The 13943-nt window shown below is 45.7% G+C and carries 15 protein-coding genes; 8 read left to right on the forward strand and 7 right to left on the reverse strand.

Features of this window, described 5'->3' with window-relative positions; all coding sequences use genetic code 11:
• Positions 1-62 precede the first annotated feature (62 nt).
• From A3773_RS07560 to A3773_RS07575, 4 genes are all read right to left on the reverse strand, one after another.
• Positions 63-500, reverse strand: a complete 438-nt coding sequence (locus A3773_RS07560; RefSeq protein ID WP_067984612.1) for a DsrE family protein — start codon at positions 498-500, stop codon at positions 63-65.
• Positions 501-582: 82 nt separating this feature from the next.
• On the reverse strand, positions 583-1182 hold the full coding sequence (locus A3773_RS07565) for an OmpA family protein (RefSeq protein ID WP_067984614.1): 600 nt from the start codon (positions 1180-1182) through the stop codon (positions 583-585).
• Positions 1183-1424: 242 nt separating this feature from the next.
• The gene (locus A3773_RS07570; RefSeq protein ID WP_067984616.1) at positions 1425-1724 is read right to left on the reverse strand and encodes a YciI family protein; all 300 of its coding nucleotides are present in this window, start codon (positions 1722-1724) and stop codon (positions 1425-1427) included.
• A 10-nt stretch (positions 1725-1734) separates the two neighbouring features.
• The gene (locus A3773_RS07575; RefSeq protein ID WP_067984618.1) at positions 1735-2289 is read right to left on the reverse strand and encodes a septation protein A; all 555 of its coding nucleotides are present in this window, start codon (positions 2287-2289) and stop codon (positions 1735-1737) included.
• A 71-nt stretch (positions 2290-2360) separates the two neighbouring features.
• On the opposite strand from A3773_RS07575, the gene A3773_RS07580 reads away from it, so the two are divergent.
• The 4 genes from A3773_RS07580 to rluB all read left to right on the forward strand — a co-directional run bounded on the left by A3773_RS07580 (position 2361) and on the right by rluB (position 5371).
• A complete protein-coding gene (locus A3773_RS07580) occupies positions 2361-3194 on the forward strand; it encodes a PHP domain-containing protein (RefSeq protein WP_067984620.1) in 834 nt (277 codons plus the stop codon).
• Positions 3195-3279: 85 nt separating this feature from the next.
• Positions 3280-3900: an L-threonylcarbamoyladenylate synthase gene (locus A3773_RS07585; protein ID WP_067984621.1), complete on the forward strand. Its 621-nt coding sequence runs from the start codon at positions 3280-3282 to the stop codon at positions 3898-3900.
• A gap of 81 nt (positions 3901-3981) precedes the next feature.
• On the forward strand, positions 3982-4374 hold the full coding sequence (locus tag A3773_RS07590; protein ID WP_067984622.1) for an H-NS histone family protein: 393 nt from the start codon (positions 3982-3984) through the stop codon (positions 4372-4374).
• A gap of 166 nt (positions 4375-4540) precedes the next feature.
• Positions 4541-5371, forward strand: a complete 831-nt coding sequence (gene rluB, locus A3773_RS07595; protein ID WP_067984623.1) for a 23S rRNA pseudouridine(2605) synthase RluB — start codon at positions 4541-4543, stop codon at positions 5369-5371.
• A gap of 99 nt (positions 5372-5470) precedes the next feature.
• On the opposite strand, the gene A3773_RS07600 is transcribed toward rluB, so the two are convergent.
• The 3 genes from A3773_RS07600 to ubiG are packed head-to-tail and all read right to left on the reverse strand — an operon-like array spanning position 5471 to position 7653.
• Positions 5471-6211, reverse strand: a complete 741-nt coding sequence (locus A3773_RS07600; RefSeq protein ID WP_067984626.1) for a YciK family oxidoreductase — start codon at positions 6209-6211, stop codon at positions 5471-5473.
• 17 nt (positions 6212-6228) lie between these two features.
• Positions 6229-6912 (reverse strand): HAD-IA family hydrolase, encoded by a 684-nt coding sequence (locus A3773_RS07605; protein ID WP_067984627.1) that lies wholly within the window; start codon positions 6910-6912, stop codon positions 6229-6231.
• A 15-nt stretch (positions 6913-6927) separates the two neighbouring features.
• On the reverse strand, positions 6928-7653 hold the full coding sequence (gene ubiG, locus A3773_RS07610; RefSeq protein WP_067984628.1) for a bifunctional 2-polyprenyl-6-hydroxyphenol methylase/3-demethylubiquinol 3-O-methyltransferase UbiG: 726 nt from the start codon (positions 7651-7653) through the stop codon (positions 6928-6930).
• A 205-nt stretch (positions 7654-7858) separates the two neighbouring features.
• On the opposite strand from ubiG, the gene gyrA reads away from it, so the two are divergent.
• The 4 genes from gyrA to hisC all read left to right on the forward strand — a co-directional run bounded on the left by gyrA (position 7859) and on the right by hisC (position 13942).
• Positions 7859-10486, forward strand: coding sequence for a DNA gyrase subunit A (gene gyrA / locus A3773_RS07615; RefSeq protein WP_067984629.1), 2628 nt, complete (start codon positions 7859-7861; stop codon positions 10484-10486).
• 106 nt (positions 10487-10592) lie between these two features.
• Complete coding sequence (gene serC, locus A3773_RS07620) at positions 10593-11675, forward strand: 3-phosphoserine/phosphohydroxythreonine transaminase (protein WP_067984630.1); 1083 nt, start codon at positions 10593-10595, stop codon at positions 11673-11675.
• A gap of 27 nt (positions 11676-11702) precedes the next feature.
• Complete coding sequence (gene pheA, locus A3773_RS07625; RefSeq protein ID WP_067984632.1) at positions 11703-12794, forward strand: prephenate dehydratase; 1092 nt, start codon at positions 11703-11705, stop codon at positions 12792-12794.
• Positions 12795-12838: 44 nt separating this feature from the next.
• Positions 12839-13942: a histidinol-phosphate transaminase gene (hisC, locus tag A3773_RS07630; protein WP_067984634.1), complete on the forward strand. Its 1104-nt coding sequence runs from the start codon at positions 12839-12841 to the stop codon at positions 13940-13942.
• The last annotated feature ends 1 nt before the right edge of the window (position 13943 follow it).

A 13943-nucleotide genomic window follows, 5' to 3' on the forward strand; every position in this document is an offset into this window, starting at 1 on the left:
AAAAAAGGTGGCCATGTGCCACCTTTTTTGTGTCTGTCGTGTCACCGCAGTGTCATCCCTTGTTAGGGGCGAACGTAAAAATAGCCCTGCTGCTGTAGGTGTACAATCTCGGGGAGTCCTGCTTGCACAACATCGTCGGCTTCAACCTCATAGAGGTCTTCACGGGTCACATGAAAGCCTTCAAGGCTGTTACGGCAAATAATGAATTGAACATTATTTAAACGTAGTGAATCGAGCGCAATTTGTTTAGCGTCATCGTGGCTGGCTTCAATAAAGTATTTAATCGCAGGGCCATGAATAACCGCTTTAACGGTGATGTGATCTTCACCCAGTTGATTTATATGATTCGCTATATTCGAGAACGTGGCGGAGATGCGGGTAGGGTCATCATAATTGATATGGTAAACGACCTTTTGATCTTGATAGGCTTCAGCAGAAAAAACAGAGGCGCTTAACAGTAAAAATAGAAAGGGGAGGACTTTTGTTAGTGTGTTCATCATCAGCCTTTATTTTATTGTTATAAAAAAAAGGCACCTTGTTTAAAGGTGCCTCTCTAGCAACAAAGTACGCTGACTTTATCGCTTATTTTTTACCAGAAATCTCAACTTCTACACGACGGTTAGCGCGTAGGCAGTCAACAACGTTAGTGCCACGTAGGCCTTCACATGATTTAGCTGGTGCATTTTCGCCCATGTAGCCAGTGCTAATTACAGAAGCGCTTACGCCGCCTGCCTGTAGTGCTTTAGCTACAGCGTTTACACGTTTCTGAGAAAGCGCATCGTTATATGCACTTGCACCAATGCGGTCAGCATGGCCAACAAGATTAACGCTAGTTACTTCTTTAAGAGAGTTAACATAGCTAGAGATGTCACTTACATCGCCAGGATTTGAGCTATCAAAATCGAAGTATACGATGTGTTTTTCAACAGTGCTCATCATTTTAGGTGCTGGAGCTGGAGCCGGAGCTGGAGCTTCTGCCATTGGCGCTTTGTAGCCCTCACAACCTTCGATTGCATCAGACTCTTCCCAGAAACCATGACGCCAGCATCCACCAGTACCTGTTTTCCATACTGTAGACGTTGGTGATTCATCCCAGTAACCTGCGTTCTCTGGGTGAGCTTGAGCACCTGTTGCTAGGCCCATAGCGAGTACTAAGCCTGAAGCGATTGCGAATTTTTTCATTTTAGCTGTCCTTGAAATACGATTTGGATTCTGTAATTAGGAATAATAAGAATTAATCTGTTTATTACAACTCTTCCTACCTTAACCTAGGATAAATAGCAGAAAAATAGTCATATTTTTGGACTAATTGCTTACTTATGCTCATCTAAGGCAACGCTCAACTAAGTTTGCTTTATCTACATTGTAGGCGCATTCTTAGTCTTTAGTTCATAGTTGTACCAGTATTATAGCGTTCTTATGTACTAGGGTAGTACTTTTTTATACGGCTTAACAGTAACTTTTTTGTAAACACCCGCAGTTATATAAGGATCTTCATCTGCCCACTGCTGTGCATCGGCTAATGATGGAAACTCAGCAACGACTAAACTGCCTGTAAAGCCCGCAGCGCCAGGGTCTTCGCTGTCGATGGCTGGGTGAGGGCCCGCGATGAGTAATCTGCCCTCTGCATTTAAATCTTTTAGTCGTAGTAAGTGCTCAGGGCGTGCTGCGAGGCGGTTTTCTAAGCTGTTTTCTTTATCTTCTGCAATAATGGCGTAATACACAGATATATCCTTAATTATTTGAATCGTTGTTTTCTGTATTTTCAATATGGCGAGAAAGGTAGACACCTTGAGCGATAATGAAAATCACCGTGAGACCTAGCATCCCAAATAGTTTAAAGTTGACCCATGTTTCTTCGCTGAAGGAATAGGCGACATAAAGATTAAGCGCGCCCATGGCTAAGAAGAAAATGACCCAAGCAATGTTGAGCGTACGCCAAGCAAAACCGGGAAGGGAGATGTTACTTCCCATCAGGCGTTCTACAATCGTTTTACTTCCAATAAATTGGCTACCTAAAAACGCTATACCAAATAACCAATTTACAACGGTCGGTTTCCATTGGATGAAGGTCTTGTCCTGAAATAGGACGGTAGCGCCACCAAGGATGACGACTAACGCTAAGGTGACCAATTGCATCTTTTCGATCTTATGCGTGCGCATCCATGTATATAGCATCTGTAAAAGCGTTGCTGGTATCAGGATAGCCGTGGCTAAAATAATGTCATTAGTCGTTTTGTATACGATAAAAAAGATAATGATCGGTAAAAAATCTAATAAAAGCTTCATGGTCGCCTTAATCTAGTGGGTTAACGTTGGATTATAAGGTTGCTTGAACTTTATATAAACAGTGAATAAATATGGAATTACCTAAATACGACCTACATTGCCACACAACCGCGTCAGATGGGGCACTTGAGCCGCACGTTTTATTGGCGCGAGCGAAGGAGCGGCAGATCGAAGTCTTGGCGATTACTGACCATGACACGCTGGCGGGAATTGCGCAATTTAGCGATGAGGACCTAGAAGGGATCCGTTTGATCTCTGGCGTTGAGTTTACCTGCACTTGGAATCAGCGCGTGCTGCATATTGTTGGTTTAGGGTTGGATGTGACGTCCGTTGAGTTGAAAGATTATCTAGCGAACCTTTCGGCCTTAAGGTTGGCAAGGGCAAGAAAGGTTGCGGATCAGTTGATGACCATGGGATTGCCCGATCTTTATTTGGCCGCTAAAGAGAAAGGGGGTGAAGGTGTTATTGGTCGTCCGCATTTTGCTCGGGTTATGTTGGAGCAGGGGTTGGTCAGTACAGAGCAGCAGGCATTTAAAAAATATTTAGGTATAGGCAAAAAAGGTGATGTAAAAATGGAGTGGCCATCGCTGGTGGAAGCGCTGTCCGTTATTAAAAACGCAGGAGGCGTTTCCATTTTGGCGCACCCGACTAAATATAAAATGACATTTACTAAACTGCGTGGCGCGATTAACGATTTTACTGAAGCTGGGGGGGATGGTATTGAAGTATCTTATCCTGGGATGACGCCGGACCATCATTTTCAATTGCTGCGTATCGCTAAAGAGAAAAATATGATGATTTCAGCGGGGAGTGATTTTCATTCTCCGGGGCATACATGGACGGACCTAGGTAAATATCCACCATTGAAAAGTAATGTAAATCACGTGTTAAATTATTTATTGTGATTTATTGATCTGGTTTAATACGTAAAATGATATAGATAAGTTATAATCGGTCATTGTTATTTTTGATAATTATCTAAGGTAGATTGTGAGTCAGTTTTTTCAAATACATCCTGAGAGCCCTCAGCAGCGTTTGATAAATCAAGCGGTTGAAATCATTAATAATGGTGGGGTTGTTATTTACCCTACAGATTGTGCGTATGCATTAGGTTGTCATCTAGGTGATAAGCGAGCGTTGGAACGGATAAAAAAAATACGCCAATTAAATGATAAACATAATTTTACGTTGGTCTGCCGTGATTTAAGTGAGATAAGTACCTACGCTAAGGTCGAGAATACTAACTACCGTTTATTAAAGGCACATACACCTGGTGCGTTTACGTTTATTCTTAAAGCGACCTCAGAAGTGCCTCGGCGCCTTTTGCATCCTAAAAGAAGAACTATAGGTATTCGTATACCAAATAACCCTATAGCGTTGGCATTAACTGAAACGCTGGGTGAACCTATTATGAGTACGTCATTAATTATGCCCGGAGATGGAACCCCGTTAATGGATCCCTATGAAATGCGGCAGTTGCTGCAAAATCAGGTTGATCTTATTATTGACGGTGGATACTGCGGTTTGGAAGCGACCAGTGTTATTAATCTTGTTGAAGAGGTGCCTGAGGTTATTCGACAAGGGGCGGGAGATATTACTAGCTTTTCATAATTTAATATTATTGTTTATACTGAGTTCCTTATTACCTATAACGATAATCACTTTATTTATTTAATTCGATGAGTATGAGAAATGTCTGATTTTTTAAAAATTCTAACGCGCAAAAATTCTCTTCGTAAACAGTGTCAGGAACTTAGTGTTTCTGAACTCGAAAAAGTAATCTCTGATTTAACTGTGATTGCGGACGATCGACGTGAAGAGGAAGCTGCAGTTCAGGCAGCTGAACAGGAAAAGCTTGAAAAGATTGAAGCGATTCGCCAAAGCATGTTAGAAGCAGGCGTGGATATGAATGATCTCATGGGTATGATTGGTGAGGTTGCTGCGCCTAAGAAAAAGGTTCAGCCAAAATATCGCGTTGTAGATGATGAAGGTGTTGAACATGAATGGTCAGGTCGTGGCCGTACGCCTTTAGCTTTCCAGGCTTATTTTGAAAAAGGATTTACTAAAGACGATTGCCTCATTTAATTATTGGGTCGCGTTTTTATAAATAAGAGCCCTTTCCTTAGCTGAAAGGGCTTTTTTGTTGGTTTTAATGTTTGTTTTATTATTATCAATAAGGGGGGGGGCTGTGTCCTCGTCGTTTATTGATGATATTTTTTGTAAGTTGTTAGATAAATGTTAGGTGCGTCATATGTCAGATGAAAAAATACATAAAGTTTTGGCGCGCTCCGGTATAGGCTCACGTCGTGAGATGGAGCGTTGGATTAAAGACGGGCGAATTTCCGTTAATGATCAAGTTGCTACCTTAGGTGACCGCATAGCAGAAGGTGATGTTGTGTCGGTGGATGGATCGCTTGTTAATCTTATCTTTGATAAGCAAGCTGAACGCAGGGTGTTGGTATATAACAAACCTGTCGGTGAAATATGTACGCGTCATGATCCAGAGGGGCGCCCAACCGTGTTTGACCACTTGCCGCCGCTTAAGGAAGGGCGTTGGATTGCCATTGGTCGTTTAGATATAAATACATCAGGTCTTTTATTGTTCACGACGGATGGTGACCTTGCGAATGCGCTTATGCATCCGTCGGCTCAAATTGATCGCGAATATGCTGTACGTGTTTTAGGGAGCGTGGATGACGCGCTTTTGAAGCGTTTAACTGATGGTGTGTTGCTTGATGATGGAATGGCACGCTTCACTGATGTGCAGTTCTTTGATGGTGATGGCGCTAATAAATGGTATCACTGTGTGGTTATGGAGGGGCGAAATCGAGAAGTACGTCGTCTTTGGGAATCACAAGAGATTCAAGTAAGCCGTTTGAAGCGTGTTCGTTTTGGTCCTGTATTTCTGCCGAGTGATGTTAGGGCGGGTACGTGGAAGATGATGGACGATAAAGAAGTTAAATCCTTGTCTCAGATGCTGGAATTAAAACCACGACGTGGCGCTAAAATGTCGGTGGTGGAAAAGCAGAAGTTTGATCGTCGTTATAAAAAGCAGAGAGCGAGAAGACAAGAAGGGGATTAAGCTCGATTGATCCTTTTGGGTACAAAAAAAGCAGTCTAGTGTAAGTGGTCAGTAGGATAGATCACTTCGCTAGGCTGCTTTTTTATGTCTGCTGGTTGCTTATTGGGCGTCCAGTGATTGTCCGTTTACCTCGAGGCTATCATCGCCCATTAGGTATAAATATAGCGGCATAATCTCTTCGGCCGATTTTACCGAAGCGGGTTTTTCGGCAGGATATGCATCTGCGCGCATTTGAGTACGCGTAGCGCCTGGGTTGATGCAGTTTGTGCGGATTTTGCTGACGGATTCAAGCTCGTCCGCTAAGGTTTGCATCAGCCCTTCGGTTGCAAACTTAGAGATGCCGTATGCGCCCCAGTAGGCTTTGGCTTTTCGGCCTACGCTGGATGAGGTGAATACGATTGATGCATGGTTCGAACGCTCTAAAAGCGGCATCAAAATCTGTGTCATCATAAAGGGTGCATTGAGGTTGACCTGCATAACCTGTTGCCAGATAACGGGGTCATAGCTTTCTATTGTGGTTCTAACGCCCAGTAAGCTTGCATTGTGGAGTATGCCGTCCAGACGGCCAAACTCCTGCTCAAGCGTATTTGCAAGCTCAATGTAGTCATGTTCTTGTGCGCTTTCTAGATTGAGCGGTACGAGCGCGGGTTGTGGGTGTCCCGCTGCTTCAATCTCATCATAAACCTGCTCGAGCTTTTCTAAGGTGCGGCCGAGTAAAATTACGGTTGCTCCGTGAGCGGCATAAGCTTTAGCGGCTGCGCGACCAATACCTGCGCCGGCGCCTGTTACCAGAATAATGCGGTCTTGTAGGAGGTTCTCCGGTGCCTGGTAGTCAAACATAATTATTGATCCTAATATCAGCTGCGTAAATCACTATAAAGTGATTGTAGCAGGGGCTTTAGTTTAGTTGCACAGGTAATGTAATGATCGGCGTGCCATGTGGATGGATCTTCGCCGTCATTTAAATAGCCGTAAGTGGCGCCAACGGTTGTCATGCCTGCGCGATTACCTGCTTCGATGTCCCGTATATGATCCCCCACGTAGATGCTCTGTTCAGCAGGGCAGTTGATTTCATTGCAGGCAAGGAAGAGCGCTTCAGGGTCTGGTTTTTTGTTTTTTACATGATCAGGACAGATCACCGTGCTTACCCGTTTTGATAACCCGAGTCCTAGCATGACTGGGGTGGTATAAAGCGCTGGTTTGTTGGTGACAACGCCCCAAGGGATGTTATGTTGCTCTAACCAGATAAGGCAATCATCAAGGCCGGGGAACAGCTGGCTCTGGGTATTTAAATGCTGTAAATAGAGTTCTAGCATCCGTTGATGCAGATAATCAAATGCGTGATCATCTTCATGTAAATTAAATGCCGCACCCACCATCGCCCGAGCACCGTTAGAGACATAATGTCTTATATAGTCATAGCTGACAGGCGCTTTGTTCTCTTCTTTTAATAGCTGATTAATAACCCAGTGAAAATCGGGGGCTGTATCAATCAGGGTGCCATCTAGATCGAATAGAACGGATGCTGGTCGTGTGTTCATCTGCGTCGCGGGCCCTTAGGCTGGTTTGGTGGTCGCAATCATATAGTTTACATCCACATCGGTGGGGTGCAGGCTGTATGTTTTTGTCAGCGGGTTGTAGGTCATGCCGCACATTTCGGTGCTGTGTAACCCGCTTTCTCGAATCCATGCGCCTAATTCGGATGGGCGGATGAACTTTTTAAAATCGTGGGTGCCGTCGGGTACTAACTTTAATAGCTTTTCTGCGCCTAAAATCGCAAATAGATAGCTCTTTGGGTTGCGGTTGAGGGTGGAAAAGAAAAGCGTGCCGCCCGGTTTGCAAAGTGTAGCGCACGCGTTGACGATTGAAGCGGGATCGGGCACATGCTCAAGCATCTCCATGCAGGTGACCACATCAAACGAAGCGGGCTGTTCTGCTGCAAGTTCCTCAACGGTAATCTGTTTGTAGCTGACATCTACACCGCTCTCTAGGCCGTGAAGTTTAGCGATTTTGAGCGGCGCTGCGCCCATATCGATACCTGTCACGTGGGCACCGCGTTGTGCCATAGATTCGGATAAGATGCCGCCGCCGCAGCCTACGTCTAATACGTTCTTGTCAGCAAGGTGGGCGATACGGTCGATAAAGCCAACGCGCAAAGGGTTGATATCATGCAGGGGCTTGAATTCGCTATTGCGGTCCCACCACTTGTTCGCCAGTTCTTCGAACTTTGCGATCTCTTCCGGATCAATGTTTTGCTGAGACGTTTTATTTGACTGTGTCATGGCGTTCTTTCGTTCGTGAATTTTGTCTTATTCTAGCACTCCTAGAGGCTTCAGAAATAGTCACAGAGGTAAATGCGTACGTCCTAATATTTAATTATATAACCCCTTATTTTTTCAGGATTCATTTGTGGAAAATATGATATACTCCTGCGGTTAAAAATATCCGCGGAAACCTTCCGTTGCGAGAGTGATTCAAGGATAGGGAATGGGCGATCAAGTCAAAGAAATTCTGCCAGTTAACATCGAAGATGAACTGAAGCAGTCATACCTAGATTACGCAATGAGCGTAATCGTGGGCCGTGCGTTACCAGACGCAAGAGACGGTCTTAAACCAGTACACCGTCGTGTTCTATTTGCGATGAACGAACTCGGCAATGACTGGAACAAAGCATATAAAAAATCAGCGCGTGTGGTGGGCGATGTAATCGGTAAATACCACCCACATGGTGATAGTGCGGTTTACGATACTATTGTACGTATGGCGCAGAGCTTTTCCATGCGCTATCCCCTTGTGGATGGTCAGGGTAACTTCGGTTCGATTGATGGCGATTCTGCTGCGGCGATGCGTTATACCGAAATCCGCATGGATAAAATCGCTCACGAACTGTTAGCTGATTTAGAAAAAGAAACCGTCGATTTTGTTGATAACTATGACGGTACTGAAAAAATTCCAGTGGTTGTGCCAACACGTATCCCGAACCTGCTTGTTAATGGTTCTTCGGGTATCGCTGTAGGTATGGCTACTAATATTCCTCCTCATAACTTGTCAGAAGTTGTGCGTGGTTGTATCGCATTGATAGAAAATGGCGATCTAACGACCGATGAGTTGATGGAATATATTCCGGGCCCCGACTTTCCAACGGGCGGTATTATTAACGGTCGCGCGGGTATTTTACAGGCGTACCGTACAGGGCGTGGACGTATCTATGTCCGTGCTAAATACCATGTTGAAGAAGATGAGAAGAACGGTAAGCCGTCTCTTATTATCACCGAGATCCCTTATCAGCTAAACAAAGCACGTTTGATCGAAAAAATTGCTGAGTTAGTTAAAGATAAGAAAATCGAAGGGATTACCGAACTGCGTGACGAGTCTGATAAAGACGGTATGCGCATTGTTATTGAATTACGACGTAATGAAGTACCTGAAGTCGTTATCAATAACCTGTTCGCACAGACCCAGATGGAGTCTGTCTTCGGTATCAATATGGTGGCGCTGGTTGATGGTCAGCCGCGCATACTGGATCTTAAAACCGCGCTTGAGTGCTTTGTACGTCATCGCCGTGAGGTGGTTACACGTCGTACTGTTTACCTACTAAGAAAGGCCCGTGAACGCGGCCATCTATTAGAAGGTTTAGCGGTAGCGCTGGCAAATATTGATCCGGTTATCGAATTAATTAAAAAATCACCAACGCCAGCAGAAGCAAAAGAAGGCTTGATTGCAGCAGCGTGGGCACCGGGTGATGTTATTCAGATGCTTGAGCGTGCAGGTGAAGATGCTTGCCGTCCTGATGATCTGGAAGAGCAGTACGGCTTGCGTGATGGGCATTACCACCTATCACCAGCACAAGCCCAAGCGATTCTAGAGCTACGTCTACACCGTTTGACCGGTTTAGAACATGACAAGCTGATTGCTGAATATAAAGAACTACTCGATAAAATTGCAGAACTTCTGCTTATCTTAGGCTCCCATGAGCGTTTGATGGAAGTGATTCGCGAAGAGCTTGAAGCGGTACTCGAAGAGTATGGTGATGAGCGTCGTACCGAGATTACTGCATCACGTAAAGATTTGACGATTGCTGATCTTATTACCGAAGAGGACATGGTTGTTACCATCTCCCATGGTGGTTATGCGAAAACGCAGCCATTAACGGATTACCAGTCACAGCGCCGTGGTGGTAAAGGTAAGTCTGCCGCAGCGATTAAAGATGAAGACTTTATAGAACATCTGCTTATCGCTAATACACACGATACGATTCTCTGCTTTACCGATCGCGGTAAAGTCTATTGGTTACGTGTGTTTGAAATTCCTGTTGCGAGCCGAACCGCGCGTGGCCGTCCAATTGTGAATATCTTGCCATTGGATGAAGGGGAGCGCGTCAGTACAATCCTGCCGGTAGGTGCCTATGATGAAGATAAATTTATCTTTATGGCAACCGCTTCTGGCACGGTTAAGAAAACCGCGTTAACCAACTTTGCCCGTCCTCGCTCAAGCGGCTTGATTGCGTTAGACCTATTAGATGATGACCATCTGGTTGGCGCAGCGATCACAGATGGCAGTAATGACATCATGCTTATGACCAGCGCAGGTAAGAGCATGCGCTTTAATGAAAATGATGTACGTCCAATGGGTCGTACGGCACGTGGCGTACGTGGTGTAAGAATGGGCGATGGCGTTGAAGTTATCTCATTAATTATTCCACAGGAAGGCGGTAAGGTACTGACAGCATCTGAAAATGGCTATGGTAAGAAAACAGCCATTGATGACTTCCCCGTTAAAGGTCGTGGTGGTCAGGGTGTGATTGCGCAGCAATGTTCTGATCGTAATGGTCAGTTGGCGGGCGCAGTTCAGGTCTTTGATGGCGATGATGTGATGCTTATCAGTGACCGGGGTACATTAGTACGTACCGGTTGTGACGGCATTTCTGAGCTTGGACGAAATACTCAAGGGGTTACATTGATCCGTGTAAATACGGATGAACGTCTCGTGAGTGTTGCACGTATAGAGGAACCGGATGAAGAAGAGATCAGCGAAGGGGAGGTGTCTGAAGAATCGTCAGATAGCCCAGCTGACTTGCAGCCGGATGCGGAAAACCACTCGGATGAGAATGAGTAGTTTATCCAATCAAGTGCGGCTTTAAGTCGCACTTTTTATATAGCACCCTTTTAGTTGCGCCTATTCTTAATAGCGGCAAGAAATATTGATATAAGAGACACGATCGATGACACGCAAGTTTAATTTCAGTGCAGGACCTGCAGGTTTACCCGAAGACGTGCTAGCACAAGCACAGCAAGAGTTGTTGGATTGGCACGGCAAGGGGCTCTCTATTATGGAGATGAGTCACCGCAGCGACGAGTTTGTATCGGTGGCTGAACAAGCGGAGCAAGATCTACGCGATCTAATGGGCATTAGCTCTGCTTATAAAGTGTTATTTCTCCAAGGCGGCGCAACGTCGCAATTCTCAATGATTCCGATGAACTTATTGAGAGGCAAAACGAACGCCGACTATATCAATACCGGTATCTGGTCGAAAAAAGCGATCAAAGAAGCGGCTCGCTACTGTGATGTCTCTATTGCAGGCAGCAGTGAAGGAAACGGCAATATTGCCGTACCGACCCAAGCCGAACTTAAGCTTAACCCTGATGCGGCTTACCTTCACTACACGCCCAATGAAACCATTGGTGGATTGGAGTATGACTATATTCCAGAATCGGGTGATGTACCTCTCGTGGCTGATCTTTCTTCTACTATATTGTCCCGTCAGCTGGATGTGGATAAGTTTGGATTGATCTATGCGGGTGCTCAAAAGAATATAGGCCCGGCGGGTTTGACCGTTGTTATTGTTCGAGAAGATCTGCTTGGCAGTGTCGTGGCCGGTACTCCGACTATGTTTGACTACAAAGTCCATGCGGATGCTGATTCCATGTGTAATACGCCACCTACATTTGGCTGGTACCTTGCTGGTTTGGTCTTTAAATGGCTGAAAGCGCAAGGCGGCGTTGCTGCAATGGAGAAAGCAAATCAGCGTAAGCAAGCTAAATTATATGCCGCGATTGATGCGAGCGATTTTTATGCTAATCCAATGGCGGTGGCAAACCGTTCATGGATGAATGTACCTTTTACACTGGCTGATGATGCGTTAGATGCACTTTTCTTGCAGCAGGCTGAAGAGGCCGGATTGTTGAATCTACAAGGTCATCGCTCTGTGGGTGGAATGCGTGCAAGTATTTATAACGCCGTGCCCGAAGCCGCCGTTGATGCGCTGATTAGTTTTATGCAGCAGTTTGAAAAACAACACGCCTAAGATCATCACAGAATTAAGTAGAAGAGTATGAGCGAACAGGAAAAAGAGCTACGTATCCTCCGTGACCAGATCGACACTATTGATGGGCAACTCCATGAGTTGCTCAATCGTCGTGCCCGTTGTGCGCAAAGTGTGGCGGAAGTTAAACAGAAATATCAGGGTGATGTTAGCCCTGTGTTTTATCGTCCAGAACGTGAAGCTCAAGTGTTGCGGGCAGTCATGGAGCGTAATGAGGGCCCTTTAGCTGATAAAGAGGTTGCCCGCTTATTCCGTGAGATCATGTCAGTCTGTCTTGCACTGGAAGAGCCGATGCGTGTTGCTTTTTTAGGCCCAGAAGGGACCTTTACGCAACTGGCAGCTATGAAGCACTTTGGCCACTCCGCGCGTCACTTACCGATGCAATCACTGAAAGATGTTTTCCGTGAAGTACAGTCAGGGGCTGCCCATTATGGTGTTGTGCCGATTGAAAACTCAACGGAAGGCGTTGTAAGCCATACGCTCGATCTATTTAAGCAGTTTGACCTTAAGATCTGTGGTGAAGTAGAAGTGCCGGTGCACTTGCACCTGCTATTAAATCGAGGGGACAGCCTCGATGGCATCAGAAAAATCTACTCCCATCAGCAGTCTTTAGCGCAGAGCCGTTGTTGGCTGGATGTACGCTATCCTGATATCGAAAAAGTGGCCGTTAGCTCAAATGCTGAGGCGGCCCGCTTAGCGGCGAAAGAGGGTAAAGGCTGTGCGGCGATTGCAGGTGATATGGCCGCTGACCTTTATGATCTAGATGCTGCCGTCAAAAATATTGAAGATCAAATCGATAACTCTACACGCTTCCTGATTATCGGCGATCAATATGTTGGCCCAAGTGGCGATGATAAAACCTCTATTTTAATCTCGGTGCCTGATACGCCGGGGGCGTTATATCAGCTGCTGGAGCCTTTCCACCGTTACGGTGTGAGTTTGACGCGTGTTGAAACCCGTTCAGCGTCAAAAAATTCATTATTCTATATCGATTTTGTCGGCCATAACTCAGACCCCGTGGTACAGAACGCACTACAGGATCTGATAAAGAACAGTATCGAGCTTAAAGTGCTTGGGTCTTACCCCAGTGCCGTACTTTAACGGGGTAGGGTCAGTCAATATATGATGCTCTCGGTCAGTGTATTATGAAGTGTGATTTTATATCCTTAGCCTGTTCTGGTATTCAGGACCTTGTGCCGTATCAGCCAGGTAAACCGGTTGAGGAGCTGGAGCGAGAGCTGGGATTAACCGACGTTATCAAGCTTGCCAGTAATGAAAACCCGCTGGGGCCTTCTCCTCGTGTGTTATCTGCGATACAGCAAGGCCTGTCGGATATCACCCGCTACCCTGATGGTGGTGGCTATAGATTAAAACGCGCGCTATCGGATAAATATGCGGTTGCCGTAGACTCACTCACCTTAGGTAATGGCTCTAATGATGTTATTGACCTGATTGGTCGCGCCTACCTTGGGAGCGGTGATGAGGTTATCTATTCTGAGTTTAGCTTTGTGGCCTATTCGATTGTCACACAAGCCTCGGGTGCAACGGCGGTTGTTACGCCCGCTAAAGCATGGGGCCATGACCTAGATGCGATGCTGACGGCGATAACTGAGCGTACGCGGATTATCTTTATCGCAAACCCCAATAACCCGACCGGTACTTGGGTAACAGAACAGCAACTTACCGCCTTTTTGGATCAGGTGCCGGAGCAGGTTTTAGTGGTGCTTGATGAGGCCTATACCGAATATGTTGAGCACCCTGAGTTTCCTAATGGACTGTTACTGCTTGAGCGTTACCCTAACTTAATCGTCACACGTACCTTTTCTAAGGCGTATGGATTAGCGGGTTTGCGCGTAGGTTATGCGGTGTCTAATGTGCAGATCGCGAATATTTTAAGCCGTGTGCGCCAACCTTTTAATGTTAATAGTTTAGCGTTGTTGGCTGCCGAAGTTGCGTTAAGCGATGAGGAGTATCTTGCACAGGGCATGGCGCTTAATAAGCAAGGTATGGCCTTGTATCAACAAGCATTAACGACCATGGGGCTGAGTTATATTCCGTCTGTGGGTAACTTTATTACCGTTGATTTTGCCATGGATGCACAGCCTATTTATCAGGCGATGTTGGAAGCGGGAGTCATTGTTAGACCGATTGCGAGTTATGGTATGCCGCAACACCTTCGCATCAGTATTGGTTTACAAGAAGAAAACGAACGCTGCTTAAACACATTAAATCGAGTGATGAATCTTTGAG

The organism is Neptuniibacter pectenicola (genome assembly GCF_001597735.1).
GTDB lineage: Bacteria > Pseudomonadota > Gammaproteobacteria > Pseudomonadales > Balneatricaceae > Neptuniibacter > Neptuniibacter pectenicola.

Bases quoted from the DNA above. Each gene is read 5' to 3' on its own strand.
- A3773_RS07560 (WP_067984612.1), bottom strand. From the start codon at position 500: ATGATGAACACACTAACAAAAGTCCTCCCCTTTCTATTTTTACTGTTA.
- A3773_RS07565 (WP_067984614.1), bottom strand. From the start codon at position 1,182: ATGAAAAAATTCGCAATCGCTTCAGGCTTAGTACTCGCTATGGGCCTA.
- A3773_RS07575 (WP_067984618.1), bottom strand. From the start codon at position 2,289: ATGAAGCTTTTATTAGATTTTTTACCGATCATTATCTTTTTTATCGTA.
- A3773_RS07580 (WP_067984620.1), top strand. From the start codon at position 2,361: ATGGAATTACCTAAATACGACCTACATTGCCACACAACCGCGTCAGAT.
- A3773_RS07590 (WP_067984622.1), top strand. From the start codon at position 3,982: ATGTCTGATTTTTTAAAAATTCTAACGCGCAAAAATTCTCTTCGTAAA.
- rluB (WP_067984623.1), top strand. From the start codon at position 4,541: ATGTCAGATGAAAAAATACATAAAGTTTTGGCGCGCTCCGGTATAGGC.
- A3773_RS07600 (WP_067984626.1), bottom strand. From the start codon at position 6,211: ATGTTTGACTACCAGGCACCGGAGAACCTCCTACAAGACCGCATTATT.
- A3773_RS07605 (WP_067984627.1), bottom strand. From the start codon at position 6,912: ATGAACACACGACCAGCATCCGTTCTATTCGATCTAGATGGCACCCTG.
- ubiG (WP_067984628.1), bottom strand. From the start codon at position 7,653: ATGACACAGTCAAATAAAACGTCTCAGCAAAACATTGATCCGGAAGAG.
- gyrA (WP_067984629.1), top strand. From the start codon at position 7,859: ATGGGCGATCAAGTCAAAGAAATTCTGCCAGTTAACATCGAAGATGAA.
- serC (WP_067984630.1), top strand. From the start codon at position 10,593: ATGACACGCAAGTTTAATTTCAGTGCAGGACCTGCAGGTTTACCCGAA.
- pheA (WP_067984632.1), top strand. From the start codon at position 11,703: ATGAGCGAACAGGAAAAAGAGCTACGTATCCTCCGTGACCAGATCGAC.
- hisC (WP_067984634.1), top strand. From the start codon at position 12,839: ATGAAGTGTGATTTTATATCCTTAGCCTGTTCTGGTATTCAGGACCTT.